The 19,993-nt window shown below is 73.4% G+C and carries 14 protein-coding genes and 1 pseudogene; 10 read left to right on the top strand and 5 right to left on the bottom strand.

The window, feature by feature from the left end; translation table 11 throughout:
- Nucleotides 1-14 precede the first annotated feature (14 nt).
- The 6 genes from ACIGXO_RS28890 (at nt 15) to ACIGXO_RS28865 (ending at nt 7,116) form a co-directional block, all read left to right on the top strand.
- A complete protein-coding gene (locus ACIGXO_RS28890; RefSeq protein ID WP_399792609.1) occupies nt 15-1,046 on the top strand; it encodes an LLM class flavin-dependent oxidoreductase in 1,032 nt (343 codons plus the stop codon).
- Nucleotides 1,046-2,404: an NtaA/DmoA family FMN-dependent monooxygenase gene (locus ACIGXO_RS28885; RefSeq protein ID WP_399792607.1), complete on the top strand. Its 1,359-nt coding sequence runs from the start codon at nt 1,046-1,048 to the stop codon at nt 2,402-2,404. Before ACIGXO_RS28890 ends, ACIGXO_RS28885 begins: the two co-directional genes overlap by 1 nt.
- A gap of 5 nt (nt 2,405-2,409) precedes the next feature.
- Complete coding sequence (locus ACIGXO_RS28880) at nt 2,410-3,213, top strand: DUF1684 domain-containing protein (protein ID WP_399792605.1); 804 nt, start codon at nt 2,410-2,412, stop codon at nt 3,211-3,213.
- Nucleotides 3,214-3,488: 275 nt separating this feature from the next.
- Nucleotides 3,489-4,388 (top strand): S1 family peptidase, encoded by a 900-nt coding sequence (locus tag ACIGXO_RS28875; RefSeq protein WP_399792603.1) that lies wholly within the window; start codon nt 3,489-3,491, stop codon nt 4,386-4,388.
- A gap of 276 nt (nt 4,389-4,664) precedes the next feature.
- Nucleotides 4,665-5,705 (top strand): slipin family protein, encoded by a 1,041-nt coding sequence (locus tag ACIGXO_RS28870; protein WP_399792601.1) that lies wholly within the window; start codon nt 4,665-4,667, stop codon nt 5,703-5,705.
- Nucleotides 5,706-6,048: 343 nt separating this feature from the next.
- The gene (locus tag ACIGXO_RS28865; RefSeq protein ID WP_399792599.1) at nt 6,049-7,116 is read left to right on the top strand and encodes a S1 family peptidase; all 1,068 of its coding nucleotides are present in this window, start codon (nt 6,049-6,051) and stop codon (nt 7,114-7,116) included.
- Nucleotides 7,117-7,212: 96 nt separating this feature from the next.
- Here ACIGXO_RS28865 and ACIGXO_RS28860 read toward each other — a convergent pair.
- Together ACIGXO_RS28860 and ACIGXO_RS28855 are read right to left on the bottom strand one after the other, a co-directional pair.
- Nucleotides 7,213-7,976 (bottom strand): annotated as a pseudogene (locus tag ACIGXO_RS28860) (metallophosphoesterase family protein).
- Nucleotides 7,977-8,068: 92 nt separating this feature from the next.
- Nucleotides 8,069-8,623 carry a TetR/AcrR family transcriptional regulator gene (locus ACIGXO_RS28855; protein ID WP_399792738.1) on the bottom strand — a complete coding sequence of 185 codons (555 nt, stop codon included), beginning with the start codon at nt 8,621-8,623 and terminating at the stop codon, nt 8,069-8,071.
- A 257-nt stretch (nt 8,624-8,880) separates the two neighbouring features.
- Here ACIGXO_RS28855 and ACIGXO_RS28850 point away from each other — a divergent pair, with 257 nt between their 5' ends.
- Nucleotides 8,881-10,524, top strand: a complete 1,644-nt coding sequence (locus ACIGXO_RS28850) for an amidohydrolase (RefSeq protein ID WP_399792597.1) — start codon at nt 8,881-8,883, stop codon at nt 10,522-10,524.
- Nucleotides 10,525-10,629: 105 nt separating this feature from the next.
- On the opposite strand, the gene ACIGXO_RS28845 is transcribed toward ACIGXO_RS28850, so the two are convergent.
- Nucleotides 10,630-11,286, bottom strand: a complete 657-nt coding sequence (locus ACIGXO_RS28845) for a TetR family transcriptional regulator (protein WP_399792595.1) — start codon at nt 11,284-11,286, stop codon at nt 10,630-10,632.
- A gap of 133 nt (nt 11,287-11,419) precedes the next feature.
- Between ACIGXO_RS28845 and ACIGXO_RS28840 the strand changes: the two genes are divergently transcribed.
- Nucleotides 11,420-12,190 carry an SDR family NAD(P)-dependent oxidoreductase gene (locus tag ACIGXO_RS28840; protein ID WP_399792592.1) on the top strand — a complete coding sequence of 257 codons (771 nt, stop codon included), beginning with the start codon at nt 11,420-11,422 and terminating at the stop codon, nt 12,188-12,190.
- 104 nt (nt 12,191-12,294) lie between these two features.
- Here the strand turns inward: ACIGXO_RS28840 and ACIGXO_RS28835 are convergent, their stop codons facing one another.
- Nucleotides 12,295-13,371: an ABC transporter permease gene (locus ACIGXO_RS28835; protein WP_399792590.1), complete on the bottom strand. Its 1,077-nt coding sequence runs from the start codon at nt 13,369-13,371 to the stop codon at nt 12,295-12,297.
- Between the two features lie 205 nt (nt 13,372-13,576).
- Here ACIGXO_RS28835 and ACIGXO_RS28830 point away from each other — a divergent pair, with 205 nt between their 5' ends.
- Both ACIGXO_RS28830 and ACIGXO_RS28825 read left to right on the top strand, forming a co-directional pair.
- Nucleotides 13,577-17,851 carry a DNA polymerase III subunit alpha gene (locus ACIGXO_RS28830; protein ID WP_399792588.1) on the top strand — a complete coding sequence of 1,425 codons (4,275 nt, stop codon included), beginning with the start codon at nt 13,577-13,579 and terminating at the stop codon, nt 17,849-17,851.
- A 125-nt stretch (nt 17,852-17,976) separates the two neighbouring features.
- Nucleotides 17,977-19,059 carry a helix-hairpin-helix domain-containing protein gene (locus tag ACIGXO_RS28825; protein ID WP_399792586.1) on the top strand — a complete coding sequence of 361 codons (1,083 nt, stop codon included), beginning with the start codon at nt 17,977-17,979 and terminating at the stop codon, nt 19,057-19,059.
- On the opposite strand, the gene ACIGXO_RS28820 is transcribed toward ACIGXO_RS28825, so the two are convergent.
- A complete protein-coding gene (locus ACIGXO_RS28820; RefSeq protein ID WP_399792736.1) occupies nt 19,035-19,646 on the bottom strand; it encodes a pyridoxamine 5'-phosphate oxidase family protein in 612 nt (203 codons plus the stop codon). The genes ACIGXO_RS28825 and ACIGXO_RS28820 overlap by 25 nt on opposite strands.
- Between the last annotated feature and the right edge of the window lie 347 nt (nt 19,647-19,993).

Here is a 19,993-nt window from a genome sequence, read left to right as displayed (position 1 = left end):
GAAGGAGTACCCCCATGTCCGCACCTCAGCGGCTGCCGCACCTCGCCGTCGCGCTCGACGCCCCTGACACGCCGGGCCCGTTCGACGCCGCGCACTACGTACGCCTTGCCCGGCTCGCCGAGCGCGCCGCCTTCGACTTCGTCACGCTCGGCGACACCTTCGCCCGGCCGGGCCCGGACGCCCTCGCCGTACTGGCCCGGGTCGCGCCGCACACGGAACACATCGGGCTGGTCCCGACGGTGACCACCACCCACACCGAGCCGTTCCACGTCGCCACCGCCGTGCAGACCCTGGACTGGGTCAGCGGCGGCCGGGCCGGCTGGCGGGCCGACGTCTCCCGTACCCCGGCCGAGGCGGCCCTCTTCGGCCGCCGCCCCGCGGCACCCGCCGACGCGCTGTGGCGGGAGGCCGCCGACGTGGCCGACGTGGCGGGGCGGCTCTGGGACAGCTGGGAGGACGGTGCGGAGATCCGGGACGCCGCGACCGGCCGGTTCATCGACCGCGGCAAGCTGCACTACGTCGACTTCCGCGGCACCTCCTCCACCGGCGAACCCTTCTCCGTACGCGGTCCCTCCATCGTCCCCAGGCCCCCGCAGGGCCGGCCCGTCATCGTCGTCGACGCCACCGAGGAGGCGGCCCGCGAGACCGCGGCGGCCCGCGCCGACGTCGCGCTGATCGGCGCCGAGGACCCTGATACCGCGGCCACGATCCGCGCCGAACTGCGCGCGCGAGCCGAGGAGTTGGGCCGGGACCCCGACCGGCTGCGGGTGCTCGCCTCGCTGCCGGTCGAGCTGCCGGCGCCGGGGGACGCGGCCGGCCTCGCCGAGCTGCTCACCGACTGGCACACCACCGAAGCGGCCGACGGCTTCCACCTCCGGCCCGCCGACCCCGAACGCGACCTCGCCCACCTCGTCGAGGGCACGGTCCCCGTACTCCGCCGGCGCGGCCTGCTGCGCCGCTCCTACCCGGGCGCCACCCTCCGCGACCACCTGGGGCTGGAGCGCCCGGCCAGCCGTTATGCCGTCCGCACCGGAGAGGCATCCTGATGACGACCGCACGCAAGACCACCGCACGCAAGACGACCTCACGCAAGTCCACCTCACGCAAGCAGCTCCACCTGGCGGCCCACTTCCCGGGTGTGAACAACACAACCGTCTGGCAGGACCCCAGGTCCCAATCCCAGATCGACTTCTCCTCCTTCGTGCACCTGGCCCGGACCGCCGAACGCGGCCGCTTCGACTTCTTCTTCCTCGCCGAGGGGCTGCGGCTGCGCGAGCACAAGGGCCGCATCCACGACCTGGACGTGGTGGGCAGGCCCGAGTCGCTGACCGTACTGAACGCGCTGGCCGCGGTCACCGAACGGCTGGGCCTGGCCGCCACCGTCAACGCCACCTTCAACGAGCCCTACGAACTCGCCCGGCGGCTGGCCACGCTGGACCACCTCAGTGAGGGCCGGGCCGCCTGGAACGTGGTCACCTCCTCCGACGCGTTCACGGGTGAGAATTTCCGGCGCGGCGGCTACCTCGACCACGCGGACCGGTACACACGCGCCGCCGAATTCGTCGCCACCGCACGCGAGCTGTGGGACTCCTGGTCCGAGGACGGGACGCCGCGGCCGTTCGCGCACAGCGGGCAGCACTTCGACATCCGGGGCGAGTTCACCGTCCCGCGCAGCCCGCAGGGCCATCCCGTCGTCATCCAGGCCGGGGACTCCCCGGCGGGCCGGGACTTCGCCGCCTCCGCCGCCGACGTGATCTTCACCCGGCACGGCACCCTGGAGGCGGGCCGCGCCTTTTACGCCGACGTGAAGGGCCGGCTGGCCGCGCACGGCAGGACGCACGACTCGCTGAAGATCATGCCGGGCGTCACCTTCGTGCTCGGCGACACCGCGGCCGAGGCCCAGGAGAAGGCCCACCACATCCGCCGCCAGCAGGTCTCCCCGCAGAACGCGCTGCTCACCGCGGAACAGGTGTGGGGCGTCGACCTCTCCCACCTCGACCCCGACGGCCCGCTCCCCGACTTCGACCCCGAGCCCGAACCGAAGCTCACCCAGGGGCGGACCCGGCTCGGTGACCCCCAGGAGATTGCCGCCCGCTGGCGGGCGCTCTCCGAGGCCAAGGGGCTCTCCCTCCGCGAGACCGTCATCGAGGCGACCGGCCGGCAGTCCTTCATCGGCACCCCGGAGACGGTCGCCGCCGAGATGGACGCCTTCGTGACCCAGGACGCGGCCGACGGCTTCATCCTCGTACCGCATCTCACCCCCGGCGGCCTGGACGAGTTCGTGGACCGGGTCGTACCGCTGCTGCAGGAGCGCGGCGCGTTCCGTACGGAGTACGAGGGCGGCACGCTGCGCTCGCACCTGGGTCTGCCGCGGCCCGCGGCGCGCCCGGTATGGAAGGGTTGATGACCATGAGCACGGAAGCAGAGAAGGACTGGCGGGCCTGGCACGCCGAGCGCGAGCGGACCGTCTCCGGGCCGACCGGCCCCCTGGCGCTGACCGGCACGTACTGGCTCGCCGACCAGCCCGGCGGCCGCATCGAGGGCGTGCCGGGACAGTGGACCGAGGACGGTGACGCGGTACTCCTGACCGCCGGGGCCGAGGACGGGCTGCTGGTGGACGGCGTACCGCTCGACGGCGAGGCGCGCCTCGGCGCGGACGGCGGGCCGGAAACCGCCCGCGTCACGCACGGCGACCGGCGGCTGGTGGTCCTGCGGCGCGAGGACCTGTGGGCCGTCCGCGTCTTCGACCCGCACTCCGAGGCGCTGCGCGCCTTCACCGGGATCGACGCCTTCCCGTACGACGCGCGGTGGCGGCTGACCGGCCGGTTCCGCCCGTACGAGCAGGGACGGACCGTACAGGTGCCGAACGCCGACGGCCGGGAGCGCGGTCTCGGCCTTGCTGGCGAACTGGCCTTCACCGTCGACGGCGAGGAGCACACGCTGCAGGCCGCGGTGGAGGCCGACGGGTCGCTGTGGGCCGTGCTCGCGGACGCCACCAGCGGCACCGAGAGCTACCGCTTCCGGTTCCTGCGGCCGCCCGCGCCCGCCGCCGACGGCACCGTCACCGTCGATCTCAACCGCACCCTGCTGCCGCCCTGCGCCTTCGCCGATCACTTCATCTGCCCCTTCCCGCCGCCGGGCAACACCCTCCCGTTCGCGCTGCGCGCCGGAGAACGGCAACTCAGCGGAGAACCGCAGCTCAGCGGCGGATGAGGCGCGCGGACCCGCCGCGCAGGAACCGGTTCGGCGGGCCGCACGTCGAAGATCCGACCGAGGGGGTCGGAACGACGGCCCCGGCAGCAGATCTTCACGCTGCCGGGGCCATCCGTCATGCCCCGGACCGGAAACGGCCTCTTGCGCACCGCGCCCGGACGCTCCAGACTCCCGTCCAGCGCTTGTCAGGGGCACGCGGAAAACGGAACCCGTGCTGCCTGACTGCGCCTCACGGGCCGCCCACAGGCGACCCCCGATTCCCCTCGGAGGAAGAAGTGAGGAACGAGCGCACCACCCCCCGCAGCGGCGTCACCAGACGCACCCGGCTGATCGCCGTGGCGTCCGGCCTTCTCGTCGCAGGCGCCGTGGCCGTACCCAGTGCCAGCGCCGACGTGCACCGGGCTGCCACCTTCAGCGCCACGCAGCTGTCCGCGGCCGGCGACTCGGTCCGCGCGGCGGATGTCGCGGGTACCGCATGGCGGGTCGACAAGGCGACGAACAAGCTCGTCGTCACGGTCGACAAGACCGTCTCCCAGGCCGAGATAGCGAAGATCAAGAAGGCGGCGGGCGTCAATGCCGGTGCCCTCAGCATCGAGCGGACCGCCGGCAAGTTCCAGAAGTACATATCGGGCGGCGACGCGATCTACGCCCCGAGCTGGCGCTGCTCGCTCGGCTTCAACGTCCGCAGCAGCAGCGGCACCTACTACGCCCTGACCGCCGGCCACTGCACCGACGGCTACCCGAACTGGACCACCGGCAGCGGCGCGTCGATCGGCCCGACCAGCGGCTCCAGCTTCCCCGGCAACGACTACGGCATCATCAAGTACACCGGCTCGGTCTCGCACGAGGGCACCGTGGGCGGCCAGGACATCACCAGCGCCGGCACCCCGTCCGTCGGCCAGACCGTCACCCGCCGCGGCTCCACCACCGGCACCCACAGCGGCAAGGTGACCGCCCTGAACGCCACCGTCAACTACGGCAACGGCGACATCGTCTCCGGCCTGATCCAGACCACGGTCTGCGCCGAGCCCGGCGACAGCGGCGGCCCGCTGTACTACGGCACCAAGGCGTACGGCCTGACCTCCGGCGGCAGCGGCAACTGCTCCTCCGGCGGCACCACGTTCTTCCAGCCGGTCACCGAGGCGCTGAGCGCCTACGGCGTCAGCGTGTACTGAGCACGCCGGCACTGAGCACGCCCCGGCCCTTCCCCATGGCCGGACGGGTGTTCTCGGCACCCCGCACGTACTGAGGAATACTGCGCCCCTGGACTGCAGCCAGCAGCAGTAGGCCCCCGCTCGCCGCGGCGAGCGGGGGCCCTTTGACGTGCGGCTGACGAGCGTCTGGCAGGCGTCCGACGTGCGGCGCCCGCCCGGGACTCGACCGCCCCGGCAACCGGGCATACCGTGTAACTACGTGCGACTCGGACGGTGGACACGCCCTAGGGGGCCGTGATGGTCGAGGAACTGGTCACCACCGGCGTGGCGCTGGCCGCGGCGGGCGCGGTGTACGTCATGGCGGCGGCCCGCGTGGTCAAGCAGTACGAACGCGGTGTGGTGCTGCGGCTCGGGCGGCTGGCCTCAGCCGTGCGCGAACCGGGATTCACCATGATCATCCCGGGTATCGACCGGATGCGTAAGGTCAACATGCAGATCGTCACGATGCCGGTGCCGGCCCAGGAGGGCATCACCCACGACAACGTCACGGTCCGGGTGGACGCGGTGGTCTACTTCAAGGTCGTGGACGCCGCCGACGCGGTCATCCAGGTCGAGGACTACCGCTTCGCCGTCTCCCAGGTCGCCCAGACCTCGCTGCGCTCGATCATCGGCAAGAGCGACCTGGACGATCTGCTCTCCAACCGGGAGAAGCTCAACCAGGGCCTGGAAGTCATGATCGACAGCCCCGCGCTGGGCTGGGGCGTGCAGATCGACCGGGTGGAGATCAAGGACGTCTCGCTGCCGGAGACCATGAAGCGGTCGATGGCCCGGCAGGCGGAGGCGGCCCGCGACCGGCGGGCCCGGGTGATCAACGCCGACGCCGAGCTGCAGGCGTCCAAGAAGCTGGCCGAGGCCGCCCAGCAGATGTCCGACCAGCCCGCAGCCCTCCAATTGCGGCTGCTGCAGACCGTCGTCGCGGTCGCCGCGGAGAAGAACTCCACGCTCGTCCTGCCCTTCCCCGTCGAACTGCTCCGCTTCCTGGAGCGCTCCGGGCTCCAGGCCCAGGCGCAGACGGAGGCGTACGAGCGGGCGCGGGACGGGAACGGCGGCCGGGGGCCGGAGCCCGGGGACGCGCGCCCGGAGGAGCTCCGCAGGGAGCGGATGACCCGGGAGGACGTGCCCCGGGAGGCCGTGGGGCGCGAGGAGATCCCGCTGGACGCGGCGGAGGGCGACCTGCCCGGCATCGAACTGCCGGGGGTCGAGGTCCCGGGCGTCGAGATCCCGGAGGTGGAGGTGCCCGGGGCCGAGCGGGCGCCGCGGGACGACACGTCCAAGTGACGCGCTGACCGACTGGCGCGTGGGGGAGCGCGGGAGCGGCGGCGTCACCGTGCGCTGATCATCCGCTGCTCACCGTGTGTGCTCCATACCGGACAGGGGAGGGACATGCACGGATATCGGTGTGCAGAACCCGTGGACGAACGGTGAATCGTCGAATACAAGACCGGAACCCGGTCTTGTGCGCGCCTGTGACGGGTGGGAATACTCGGCGGCGCATTGGCATGGACGCGACCGTCGGTCCGTGCTCGTCCGTGTCTCGAACCCCGAGCACAGACTCTCACCCCTCACAGGGCCCGCTCTTCCCCCACGTAGGCGGGCCCTTCCCCCCACGGGAGGTCTTGAGTTGAAGCACCGACGCATACCCAAGCGGCGCGCCGCCCTGGCCGGAGCGGGCGCCCTCGCCGTCGCCGCCAGCGCCGCCTTCGCGCTCAGCGCCAACGCCAGCCCCGCACCCACCTCGAAGCTGCTCTCGCTGACGCCCACCGCGGCCGGCAAGCTCGCGTCACAGCTCACCGACGGCACGGCCGGCTCGTACTACGACGCCAAGGCCAAGAAGCTGGTCGTCAACGTCGTGGACGAGGCTGCCGCCGACACCGTACGGGCCAAGGGCGCCGAGCCCAGAATCGTCCAGCACACCCTCGCCCAGCTGAACGGCGCCCGGCAGACCCTGAAGTCCAAGGCCACCATCCCCGGCACCTCCTGGGGCATCGACCCCAAGAGCAACAAGGTCGTCGTCACCGCCGACCGCACGGTCAAGGGCGCGAAGCTGGCGAAGCTCACCAAGGTCGTGGAGAGCCTCGGCAGCAAGGTGCAGCTCAACCGCAGCAAGGGGGAGTTCAAGCCCTTCATCGCCGGCGGCGACGCGATCTGGGGCAGCGGCTCGCGCTGCTCGCTCGGCTTCAACGTCGTCAAGGACGGCCAGCCCTACTTCCTCACCGCCGGCCACTGCGGCAACGCGGTCAAGAGCTGGTCGGACTCCCAGGGCGGCGGCGAGATCGGCGCCACCGAGGACTCCAGCTTCCCCGGCAACGACTACGCGCTGGTGAAGTACACCGCCGACACCGACCACCCCAGCGCCGTCGACCTCTACAACGGCAGCAACCAGGAGATCACCGGCGCGGCCGAGGCCACCGTCGGCGAGAACGTCCAGCGCAGCGGCTCCACCACCCAGGTCCACGACGGCACCGTCAAGGCCCTGAACGCCAGCGTCAACTACCAGGAAGGCACCGTCGACGGCCTGATCCAGACGGACGTCTGCGCCGAGCCGGGCGACAGCGGCGGCGCGCTGTTCGACGGCGACAAGGCCATCGGCCTGACCTCGGGCGGCAGCGGCGACTGCTCCTCGGGCGGCGAGACCTTCTTCCAGCCGGTCACCGAGGCCCTGCAGGCGTACGGGGCGCAGATCGGCTGACGCCCCGCACGACGGCCCGACGGCCCGGCTCCCGTACCGCGGGGCCGGGCCGTCTGCCGATTCAGGGAGCGGACGCAGGCCAGTGGACACAGGCCCTTACCGTCCGTCCAGCGGCCCGAACGCGGCCAGCACCTCCTCGGCGGTGTAGGTCTTCCGCACGTACTCGTCCGCCCACTTGGCCGCTCCCGGGAAGCCGGACTCATCCGCGATCCGGGCGCAGGCCGCCTCGCGGTCGTACGGCGTGCGGCGCAGCGTCACCGCGCCGCCGCCCGGCCCGAGTAGCGCCCAGTGCGCACCGTCCCGCCCGTACGGCATCCCGACGCTCCCCGGGTTGACCACCAGCCGCCCGTGCGCGATCCGGACGAACGGCAGGTGGGTGTGGCCGCAGACCACCGTGCGCACCTCCTCCGGGACCCCTGCCAGGACCTCGGCGAAGCGCTCCGGGCGGGAGTCGGCGAGCACCACCTCCGCGTCGTCGCGCGGGGTGGCGTGGCAGAAGAGGACCGGGCCGAGGCCCGGCACGTCCAGCGTCACGGTCGCCGGGAGCGCGGCGAGGTGAGCGACGTCGGCGGGGAGAGCTGCCCGGCCGCCCAGGGGGTGACCGCGTCGGGGGCCGGGGCGCGGCGGTCGCGGTGGCACGCGATCAGCTCGCGTTCGCCGTTGCCGGCCAGCCATACGGCGCGGTCGCCGAGGCCGCGCAGCAGGTTGAGGGTCTCGCGGGGGAGCGGCCCGGACAGCAGGTCACCGGTGAGGACGACGGTCCGCGCCGCCCGCACCTCGGGCTCGGCGAGTACGGCTTCCAGCGCGGGGGCGACTCCGTGGATGTCGGACAGGACGGCTACCGCGGCGGTGTCGGTCATGGGGGGAGGGTGGCAGGGGACGGGGAGCGTGGTGGTCGGTTCGGCTCTCGGCTGACACGCTCGCCGCCCCGGGGCCGGATGTCCGGGAGGTCTCAGACGCGCTCCACCAGCCGGGCCGCGGCCGACTTCGCCGTGGCCAGGGCCGTGGCCCGGTCCGCGCCGTGCTGGCCCAGCACCACCCGCGTACTGAGCCCGTCCAGCAGCGCGAGCAGTTCGGAGGCGCGGCCCGTGCAGTCCCCGGCGGCGAAACGGCCCTGCGCGACGCCCTTCGCCAGCAGCGCGGCCAGGTCGTCGCGCCAGCCCCGGTCGAGCTCCTCCTGCGTCTCGCGCAGCGGCTCGTTGGCGACCGTACGGGCCCACAGCTCGATCCACAGCATCCAGCGCGGGTCACGCGGCCCGCGCGGCAGGTACAGGCCGATGAAGGCGTCCAGCATCCGCACCGCGCCGAGCCGGCGGGCCAGCAGCGCCCGGCGTTCCTCGGCGAGCTTCGCCTCGCTGAACCGCAGCGCCTCCAGCAGCAGCCGGTCCTTGCTGCCGAAGTAGTACAGGATGTGGCCGCCGCTCGTGCCGAGCCGCCGGGCCAGCGCCGACATGGTGAGCGCCGCGAGGCCGCCCTCGGCGATGGCCTCCATCGCCTCTTCCAGCATCCGGTCGGCCGCGACCTGCCCGTCCCGCCGTCGTGCCACCGCCCGGCCCGCCTTTCCTCCGGAAGAGCCTGTGTCCAAACGTCGGGGTTTGTGATCGTCCGCGCCCCTGCCGTCCCGACCTTATCCCGGGGGATTCGCCGCGAGGTCTTGACCTGTGCGGGGCACCGGGCGCATTTTGAATGCCGTTCAATAAGTTAGAGCACCGTTCAAAGTCTTCCGCGTCCGGAACGCCGTTCACCGTCCACAGGAGCCGCAGCATGTCTCGTCCGCCCGCCGATCTCGTCCTCCGCAACGCCCGCATCCACACCGTGGACCCCGCGCTCCCCGAGGCCGAGGCCCTGGCGGTGCGCGACGGCCGGATCGTCTGGCTCGGCCCGGATGCCGGGGCCGATGAGTGGGTCTCCGGGCGTACCCAAGTGCTCGACGCCCACGGCAAGTTGGTGCTGCCCGGCTTCATCGACGCGCACAACCACGTACGGCTCGGCTCCGACGACGCCTGCGTACAGCTGGCCGGGGCCCGCACCCTCGACGAGGTGCACGACCGCATCCGTACCTGGCATGACGCCCACCCCGGCGCCGAGTGGATCGAGGCCGAGGCGCTGGACTACTCGGCCCTGCCCGGCGGCCGGATGCCGCGGGCCGCCGATCTCGACCCGGTCACCGGCGACACCCCCGCCTTCGTCCTGAGCTACGACGTGCACACCGCCTGGCTCAACACCGCGGCCCTGCGCCGCCTCGGCATCACCAAGGACCGCACGGACCTGCCGTACGGCCGTGCCGAGACCGACCCCGCCACCGGCGAACCCACCGGATTCCTCAAGGACTTCGCGGTCCGCGGCCTCTCCCGGGACGGCCACCGCGCGCTGCGCGACCTCGGGGTGCCGTGGGCGTCGCCCGACCGCCAGTACCGGCGGCTGGCCGGCAGCCTGGACGACGCCATCCGCTTCGGCATCACCACGGTCGTCGAACCGCAGAACTCCCTGGACGACCTGGCGCTGTTCGAGCGTGCCCGGGAGGAGGGCCGCCTGCGGTCCCGCATCGTCGCGGCCCTCTTCCATCCACGCGGCACCACCGGTGCCGACCTCGTCGAATTCGCCCGCGCCGCCGAGAAGTACGACGACGACCGGCTGAGCGTCGGACCGCTCAAGCTCTACATCGACGACGTGGTCGAGCCGCGCACCGCCGCGCTGCTCGCGCCGTACGCGGGCTGCCACCACCGCGGCGAGACCTTCTACCCGCCCGAGGAGTTCGCCGAGCTGCTGACCGAGCTGGACTCGCTCGGCTTCCAGTGCTTCGTGCACGCGACGGGTGACCGTGGCATCCGTACCGTACTGGACGCGGTCGAGCGGGCCCGGGAGTTCAACGGGCCGCGCGACGCCCGCCACCAGATCGTGCACGTCGAGTGCCTGGACCCCGCCGACACCCCGCGCTTTGCCGAACTGGGCGTGGTCGCCTGCATGCAGCCCCGGCACGCGGCCCCCGAGATCGCCGGGCCCGGCCAGGACTGGGCGGAGAACGTCGGCGCCGACCGCTGGCACAAGGCGTGGCCGCTGCGCAGCCTGAAGGAGGCCGGGGCCGTGCTCGCCTTCTCCAGCGACTGGAACGTCGCCGAGATGGACCCCATGATCGGTATCTACACCGCCGTCACCCGCCGCCCGCTGAGCGGCGGCGAGCCGTGGGGCCCACAGGAGACCATCGACGTGGAAACCGCCGTACACGGCTACACCATGGGCTCGGCCTACGCCAACTTCCTCGAAAACGAGCGGGGTTCACTGACCGTCGGCAAACTCGCCGACTTCGTCCTCCTCTCCCGCGACATCCTGCGCATCACCCCGGAGGACATTCCGGGGACGGTGGCCGAAACGGTCGTGGTGGGGGGAGAGGTGGCGCACTCCATCTGACCCAGCTGTGGGCAATCGTGCCGCTGGGGCGGCACGGGTGGGCACAGCGGCACCCCCACCGGCGGGCAGCCGGGCAACCGGCCCTAGCCACCCACCCAGCGGCTGCTACCCGGCCCCCCGAGCCTCCCCGAGCCACGGCAACCCCGCCGCCACAGTACGGATCGCACGTCCGGCCAACTCCGCCGGAGGCAAATCGCTCTCGCCCGCCGCCCACACCTCGACCGCGGCCCGCAGTGCGCCGTCCGCCGCGGCCGCGGTCAGCCGTACCTCCAGCGGCCCGGCCGTCGTCGTCCGGGTCAGTACGTCGATCAGCGCCAGCTCGGACTCGTGGTGCGCGCGGTGCCAGACAGCGCGCAGCGCCGGATTGTCCTGCATCGCGTGCAGCAGACCCCGGGTCCACTCCAGCGCCTCCTCGGCCCGCGCGTCGGCGGGCGTCAGCGCCTCGCGGGCCGCCCGCTCCAGTACCTCGCCCAGCGGCAGCTCCGGCTCCCGCGCGGCCAGCTCGGCCAGCCCTTCGGCCCAGTCCCGTACGCCGCCCGTCAGCAGCGGTGCGACCGCGTCCTCCTTGGTGCGGAAGTAGCGGTAGAAGGTGCGCGGCGCGACCCCCGCCGCGCGGGCGATGTCCTCCGCGGTGACGGCGGCGCCGCGCTCGGCGAACAGCGCCGCCGCGGTACGGGCGATCTCCAGCTCGGTCGCGGCCTTGCGCCGCTCGGTGAGGGAGGACGGACGGGGGGACGGACGGGAGGGAGGTGCGGTGGGCATGGGCGGAGTCTACGCCGCGGTACGCCGAGGTGGCAGGAAGTGCAGAGGTGGCACAGAGTGCCATCGAGGCGTACGGTGACGGAGTCGCGCGTGTTCGAGGGAGAGCCGCGCACCCACGAGAACGGAGAACGCCATGAACCGCTATGAGGGCCGCCGCGTACTGATCACCGGCGGCGGGTCCGGCATCGGGCAGGCCACCGTCCACCGGGTCCTCGCCGAGGGCGGCCGCGTCGTGGCGGTGGACGTCAGCGAGGAGGGCCTGAAGGTCACCGCCGAGCGCGCCGCCGCCGACGGCACGGCCGGCCGGCTCACCACCGCGGTCCTGGACATATCCGACGAGGCCGCGGTCCGCGCGGGCGTCGCCGCCGCCGTGGAGACGCTCGGCGGCCTCGACGTACTGGTCAACGCGGCCGGCATCCTGCGGTCCGAGCACACCCACAAGACCACCCTGGACTTCTGGAACCAGGTCGTCTCGATCAATCTGACCGGCACGTTCCTGATGATCCGCGAGTCGCTGCCCGCCCTGCTGGCGGGCGAGCGGCCGGTGATCGTCAACTTCAGCTCGACCTCGGCCTCGTTCGCGCACCCGTACATGGCGGCGTACGCGGCGAGCAAGGGCGGCATCCAGTCGATGACCCACGCCATCGCGAGCGAGTACAGCAAGCAGGGGCTGCGCGCGGTGTGCGTCGCGCCGGGGTCGATCGCCAGCGGCATGACGACGGGCCGGGGTCCCGGCCTGCCCGAGGACGCCGACATGAGCCTGTTCGTGAAGCTCGCGCCGGCCATCGGCGAGGGCTTCGCCGGCCCGGAGACGGTCGCGGGCGTCATCGCGATGCTGGCCTCCGAGGACGGCGCGTTCGTCACGGGCACGGAGATCCGGATCGACGGCGGCACGCACATGTGAGCCGTGCGGGGCCGGCGGGGCCTGCGGGGCCTGCGGGGGCGGGCACGGGCCGGGGTGTGCTTCTACCGCCGCGGCTCGCTCCGCTACCGCCGCGGCTCGCTCCGCTACCGCCGCGGCTCGCTCCGCCCGATCGCGCCCCGCCCCGGGGAGAGGAGCGCGAAGACCAGCGTCAGCACCGCCGCGATCACCGCCCACGCGGCGAGCACCAGCAGCGGCCCCGCCATCGCCCGCCCGTCGAAGTACGCGATCGAACGGGCCGCCCAGGTGCCCGCGCCCGGCGGCAGCGCGGGCCCGATCGCGTGCCAGAACGGCGGCAGCAGCGGATACGGGTACGCGCCGCCCGCGCTCGGATTGCCGCCGATCACGACCACGAGGATGGTCAGCCCGATGCCCACGATCCCGGCGATCCCCTGGAACGCCAGGGTCGCGGCGCCCACCGCGAACACGATCAGCGCGCCCAGCCCCCACAGCGCCACGACACTGCCCGGCAGCGCGCCCAGCGCCGGGCCGATGACGAGCGCACCGGCCAGCCCGGCCAGTACCGAGTACAGCAGCAGCGCGCCGAGCCGGATGGCGGCCCGCCGGCCGTTGGCGGGGCGCGCCCCGTAACTGATCGCGAGGATCGCGGCGCACAGGTAGCCGCCCACGCACCACCCCACGACCAGGTAGAACGACGACAGTCCGCGGGCGTCCTGCGGGTCCGCCGGGGCCACGTCGGTCGTCCTGACCGTCCGCTGCTGCGCCTGTTCCGCCTTGGTGAGGACCTTCTGCAGCGCGTCGGAGAGGGAGCTGCCGCTGCCGCCGGCGACCAGCAGCTCGTCCTGCTTGCCGCGCGGGTCGACCACCAGCGCGCCGTCGATGTCCCGGTCCTTCAGCTGCCGTACGGCCTCGGCCCGCGACCCGGCAGGGCGCGCGTCGAGCGGCGAGCCCCGCATCCCGTCCAGCTTCGCGACCAGCTGCCCGCGCTGCTGCGGGGGCGCGACGACGGCGAACGCCACGTCCCGGGGCTTGGGGGAGTGGAAGGCGCCCGCGTACGAGGCGATGAACGCGGCCGTCAGGGCCAGCACCCCGACGATCAGCAGCGCGGCCCGCGCCGACACCGCGTCCTTCAGCTCTCCGGCGAAGGTGGTGCGGGCGTCGTCGCCGGCCCCGGCTCCGGTGCCGCCGTCCGGTGTGGCCATGTGCCGCTCCTCATATCTGTAGCGATTCGCCCCTTATCTTCCGGTTTTGTATGAGGGATATGCGGTCGGGCGGGCCTGTCCGGCGCGTCGTGCGAACACGTCCGTACGAACGTGTTCGCACGGACGTTCGAAGAAAGCGTTATGGTGTGAGTGAGACGGGGGATGCAAGGTCAGCCAGGGGGTGCTCAAGCGGTAGGAGGTGCGAATGTCCCGGTTCACGCACCTGCACACCGCATCGGGATTCTCCGTGCGGTACGGCGCCTCCCACCCGGAACGGCTCGCCGAGCGGGCGGCCGAACGCGGCATGGACGCCCTCGCCCTCACCGACCGCGACTCCCTCTCCGGCGCCGTACGCTTCGCCAAGGCCGCCGCCGAAGCCGGCATCCGCCCGCTGTTCGGCACCGAGCTGGCCATCGCCGAACGGCAGCCGGACCCCACCCCCGCGACCCGCCGCCGCACCCCCGTACGCGGCGGCGCCTTCATCGACGAATCGGCCCCCCGCGCCGTCTTCCTCGCCCGCGACGGCGCCCGCGGCTGGGCCACCCTGTGCCGGCTGGTCTCCGCCGCCCACGCCACCGACCGCGAACGCCCCCTCCTGTCCTGGGAGGACCTGGCCACCGCGGCGGACGGCATCACCGTCCTGCTCGGCCCCGACTCCGAAGTCGGCCGCGCGCTCGCCGCCGGCCGCCCCGACCGCGCCGCCCGCCTCCTCGCCCCCTGGCGCGAGCTGTACGGCGACGCGCTGCGCCTCGAAGCCGTCCACCACGGCCGCACCGGCACCGGCCCCGGCTCCCTCCGGCTCGCGGCCCGCACCCTCGGCTTCGCCGTCGACCAGGGCGTCCGCGCCGTCCTCAGCAACGCCGTCCGCTACGCCGACCCCGGCCAGGGCCCGGTCGCCGACGTCCTGGACTCCGCCCGCCGCCTCGTCCCCATCGACCCCCACCGCCCCGAAGCCCGGGACAGCGGCGAACGCTGGCTCAAGGACGCCGACACCATGGCCCGCACCGCCGAACGGATCGCCGAGGCCGCGGGCCACCGCCGCGACACCGCCCACCGGCTGCTCGCCATGACCGAGGAGACGGCGGGGGAGTGCCTCGTCGACGCCCAGGACGACATCGGACTCGGCACCGTCCACTTCCCCGAACCGCGGCTGGTCGGCGCGGAGCACCGTACGGCCTCCCGCGTACTCCGCTCCCGCGCTGCCGCCGGAATGGTCCGCCGCGGCTACGACCGCGGCCCGGCCGCCCGCACGTACTGGGAACGCCTCCACCGCGAGCTGGACATCATCGACCACCACGGCTTCGCGTCGTACTTCCTCACCGTCGCCCAGGTCGTCGAGGACACCCGGCGCCTCGGCATCCGCGTCACCGCGCGCGGCTCCGGCGCCGGCTCCCTCGTCAACCACCTGCTCGGCATCGCCCACGCCGACCCCGTCGAGCACGGCCTGCTGATGGAACGCTTCCTCTCCAAGCGCCGCGCCGTCCTCCCCGACATCGACATCGACGTGGAGTCCGCGCGCCGCCTGGAGGTCTACCACGCGATCTTCGACCGCTTCGGCGCCGACCGCGTCGCCGCCGTCGCCATGCCCGAGACCTACCGCGTACGGCACGCCGTGCGCGACGTCGGCGCCGCGCTCGGCATGGCCCCCGACGAGGTGGACCGGATCGCCAAGTCCTTCCCGCACATCCGGGCGCGGGACGCGCGGGCGGCACTGGAGGAACTGCCCGAGCTGCGCGCCCTGCGGGACAACCCGCCGCCCCCACCGTTCTGGGACCTGGTGGAAGGGCTGGACGCGCTGCCCCGCGGCATCGCCATGCACCCCTGCGGCGTACTCCTCTCCGACGCCACGCTCACCGCACGCACCCCCGTGGTGCCCACCGGCGGCGAGGGCTTCCCCATGTCCCAGTTCGACAAGGACGACGTCGAGGACCTCGGCCTGCTCAAGCTCGACGTGCTCGGCGTACGGATGCAGTCCGCGATGGCGCACGCCACCGCCGAGATCGCCCGCGCCACCGGGCGGCCGGCGCCGGACCTCGATGACCCGGCACAGGTGCCGCCGGGCGACCCCGCCACGTACGGCCTGATCCGCTCCACCGAGACCCTCGGCTGCTTCCAGATCGAGTCGCCGGGCCAGCGCGACCTGCTCGGCCGGCTCCAGCCCGCCACCTTCCACGACCTGGTCGTGGACATCTCGCTCTTCCGTCCGGGGCCGGTCGCGGCCGACATGGTGCGGCCCTTCATCGAATCCCGGCACGGCCGCCGGCCCGTCCACTACCCCCACCCCGACCTGGCGGAATCCCTGCGCGAGACCTACGGCGTCGTGGTCTTCCACGAACAGGTCATGCACATCCTGAACCGGATGACCGGCTGCGGCCTGGACGAGGCGGACCGGGTGCGCCGCGGCCTGTCCGACCCCGAGTCGCAGGGCCCCATCCGCGCCTGGTTCGCGGAACGGGCCGCGCGGCACGGCTACTCCTCCGAAGACATCGCCCGCACCTGGGAGATCATCGAATCGTTCGGTTCGTACGGCTTCTGCAAGGCGCACGCGGTGGCCTTCGCCGTACCGACCTACCAGTCCGCCTGGCTCAAGGCCCACCACCCGGCCGCCTTCTACGCCGGCCTGCTCACCCACGACCCCGGCATGTACCCCAAGCGCCTCCTCCTCGCCGACGCCCGCCGCCGCGGCGTCCCGATCCTTCCCCTGGACGTGAACCGATCGGATGTCGCTTATCGAATCGAACTGGTGTCTGGGGAGAGTGGGGAGAATACGGGACGTAGTGCTGCTGGGGTGGGGCGCGGCTCTGTTGGTGCTTGGGCTTCTGGGGCTCAGGCTTCCGGAACTTCCAAGGCTCTCGGGGCTGCCAAGGCTTCCGGGGCTTCCAAGGGTCCCGGGGCTTCCAAGGGGCGCGGGGCTGCCAAGGGTCCCGGGGTGTCCGGGGCTTCTGGAAGGTTCGGGACTTCTGGAAGGTCCGGGGGTTTCGGGGGTTCCGGGGGTTTCGGGTCCTCCGGGGCTTCCGAGGTTTCCGAGGTTTCCGGGACGTGGGGGTTGCGGCTGGCGCTCTCCGAAGTACACGGCATCAGCGAGGCCGAGGCCGAACGGATCGCCGCCGGCCGCCCCTACTCCTCGCTCCAGGACCTGTGGCGACGGGCCCACCCGGGCCGCCCCGTACTCGAACGCCTCGCCAGGGTCGGCGCGTTGGACGCCTTCGGCGCCAACCGCCGCGACCTGCTGCTGCACATCGCCGAACTCCACCGCCAGCAGCGCGGCGCACCGGCCGACACCCAACTCCCGCTGACCACCGCGGCATCGGCACCGGCCGGACTGCCGGACCTGAGCGACGCCGAACGGCTCAGCGCAGAGCTGGGCGTACTGGGCATGGACGCCTCCCGGCACCTGATGGGGGACCACGCCCAGTTCCTGAACGAACTGGGCGTACTCCCTGCCAAGCGCCTGCGCGAAGCCCGGCACGGCGACACCGTCCTGGTCGCCGGCGCCAAGGCGGCCACCCAGACGCCGCCGATCCGCTCCGGCCGCCGGGTCATCTTCACCACCCTCGACGACAGCACGGGCCTGGTCGACTGCGCCTTCTTCGACGACAGCCACGAGACCTGCGCCCACACCGTCTTCCACTCCTGGCTGCTCCTGGTACGCGGCACGGTCCAACGCCGCGGCCCCCGCAGCCTCAGCGTGGTCGGCACCGCGGTCTGGAACCTGGCGGAACTGGCGGAGCTGCGACGGCAGGGCGGCCTCCGCGCGGTCACCTCCCACCTGGCCTCCCACCCTCCCCTCCCCCCACCCACCTCCACCCCCACCTCCACCCCCGCCCCCACACCGGCAGCTGCCGCGACAACCCAGGCCCCCGCGCCCGTTACGGCTCCCGCGCCCGCCTCGGCCCCGGCCTCCGGGGCTCCGGCCTCGAGCGCCCATGCCTCGGCCTCCGGGGCTCTGGCCTCAGGGGCCCATGCCTCGGCCTCCGGGACTCCGGCCTCGGGAACCCCGGCCGCGGCCTCCGCGTCCGACCCGGCCTCCGCGCCTGGCACGGCCCCCGTGTCTGCCACGGCGCGCGTCGCCGCCGGGCACAACCCGGGGGCGCGCGTCGCCGGGCACCCCCACAGCCGGAGCGGCTCCGCCGACCGTGAGCGGTACGCCGCCGCGGAGGCGGGCACCGGCACAGCACCCGAGTGGGGCGGTGCTCCCACCCCACCGGCCGACTTGGCGACACCGGGCAACTCGGCGCCCCCTGCCGACTCGTCGACACCGGGCGACCTGGCGACGCCGAGCGGCCCGGCAGCGCCTGCCGACTTGGCGACCGCTGCCGACTCGTCAACGCCGGACGACTCGTCAGCGCCGGACGACGAGCGGGTCATTCGCCTGCCCACCGGCTACACCCTGCACCCGTGGGCCGATCTCCAGCCCGCGGGCGAACGTGCCGCCACCGGCCGCAAGCTGTGGCACGCCAGTCCAGGGAGCGCAGGATGACTTACCGAAAGCCCCCTTCCTCAGCTTCTTCCTCGGCTCCTTCCTCGGGGCCTTCCTCGGGGCCTTCCTCGCCTCCTTCCGGGAACTCTCCGGCGGATGCCGCCGGTGCTCCGGGCCTGGGCCGGGTGCCCAGGGCCGGGGTCGCGCTGTACGTACGGTTCCGTCCGGCCGCGGCGGCCGGAGCGTCGGGGGCCGCCTCGCCCCTCGGAGAGGAGACGTACGAGCGGCTGATCGCGCTGCTGGGGGAGTTCACCCCCGTGGTCGAGGCGCTGCCGCCGGACGCCGCGCTCGCCGACGTCCGCGGTGCGCAGCGGTACTTCGGCCGGGACGCCGCCGGCATCGCCGAGCTGCTCCGGCTGCGCGCCCTGGCTTGGTACGACGCCGAGTGCGTCATCGGCATCGCCGGCAACCCCCTGCTCGCCCGGATGGCCGCCCAGGACGCGTCACCCGGAGAGGTACGCGTCGTCCCCGGCGACCCCGAGGGCGTCGCGGCCTTCCTCGACCGCAGGCCCGCCGCTGCCCTGCACGGCATCGGTCCCGCCGCGGCCCGTGCCCTGTGCGCGTACGGACTCGACAGCGTCGGGCGGATCGCCGCCGCGCCGCCCGCGACCCTGCAGCGCATCCTCGGCGCGAAGGCCGGCCGCCGGGTGTCCGAGCGGGCCCGCGGCATCGACCCGACGCCGGTGACCCCGAACGCACCGGCCCGCTCGATGGCCGCCGAACACCGCTTCGCCCACGACGAGCTGGACGAGGCGCGGCGCCGCAGGGCGCTGCTCTCGCTCGCGGACGAGCTCGGCTCCCGGATGCGCAGCGGCGGTCAGGTGGCAGGCGCGCTCACGCTCACCGTCCGCTACGCCGACCGCTCCACCACGACCCGCACCCGGCGGCTGGCCGAGCCGACCGCGCACGGGCCCGCGCTGACCGAGGTCGCCTACGCGCTGCACTCCGCGCTCGGCCTGCAACGCGCTCGCGTACGGGCGGTGGCGCTGCGGGCCGAGGATCTCCGCCGGGCCGAACGCGCCGCCCGCCAGCTGACGTTCGACCCGGCGGACGACAAGGCCCGCCGTATCGAAGCCGCCGCCGACCGTGCGCGCGCCCGCTTCGGTGCGCACGCCGCCCGGCCCGCCGCGGCTGCGGCCGCCCCCGCGTCGGCCGCGGGACGCCGGCCCCGCGGGCCTTACGGTCAGCCGTACAGACGGTCGGCGTAGCGCGGGCCGTAGTGGGCCTCGAGGGCTTCGAGCGGGACGTCCGGGGCCTCCACGGCCTTGCATATCCGGGCCCGGGTGGGGAGGGCTTCGGGCTGCCAGGTCTCCGTGCGCCACAGGCCGGACCGCAGGAACGCCTTGGAGCAGTGGTGGAAGACCTCTTCTATCTCCACGAGCAGCGCGAGCGCCGGACGGTGGCCCTTGACGACCAGTTCGTCGAAGAAGGGGGCGTCGCGCAGCAGCCGGGCCCGCCCGTTGATGCGCAGGGTGTCGCCGCGGCCGGGCAGGACGTACGCGAGGCCCACGTGCGGGTTGGCCAGGACGTTGCGGAAGCCGTCCACGCGCTTGTTGCCCGGGCGGTCGGGGATGACGATCGTCGTGTCGTCCAGCACAAGCGTGAAGCCCGCGGGGTCGCCCTTGGGCGAGACGTCGCAGCGGCCCTCGGCGTCGGCCGTGGCGAGCAGGCAGAACGGGGAGTGGGCCAGCCACTGCCGGTCCAGCTCGTGCAGTGCGGGACGGGTCTTGTGGGCGGCGCGGTGGTTCGGCTCGCCGACCAGCTCGCGCAGCTCCGCCTCGGACGTGACCTCCACCAGGCCCTCCAAGTGCCCGCCCGCCGATGCCGTCCGCGTCCTGTCCGCCGGCTGATCGACCGTCGGCTCCATCGGCTCCGCTGATGCTGTACTCATTGCCGTTTCCCCCTGTCACGGCGGGCCCGCGCGGCTCGCGAGCGCCATGGCAATGACTCTACGCCGGACCGCCGACAGCGGCCGGAGCCTGTGGATAACCCGTACGTCCGGTGAGAATCGTGTGCCACTTCTTTCACCGTCACACGGCTGGACCACCGACCTTACTCAGTCGTAACTTGACGGTCGATCACAGCGTTGAGCCATGCGATCCGGATCGCAGGTGATGACTCGGCGAGCACTTCGGAGTCCCC

The organism is Streptomyces sp. NPDC053542 (genome assembly GCF_044544685.1).
Lineage (GTDB): Bacteria > Actinomycetota > Actinomycetes > Streptomycetales > Streptomycetaceae > Streptomyces.
This window is presented reverse-complemented; position numbering and strand designations above follow the sequence as displayed.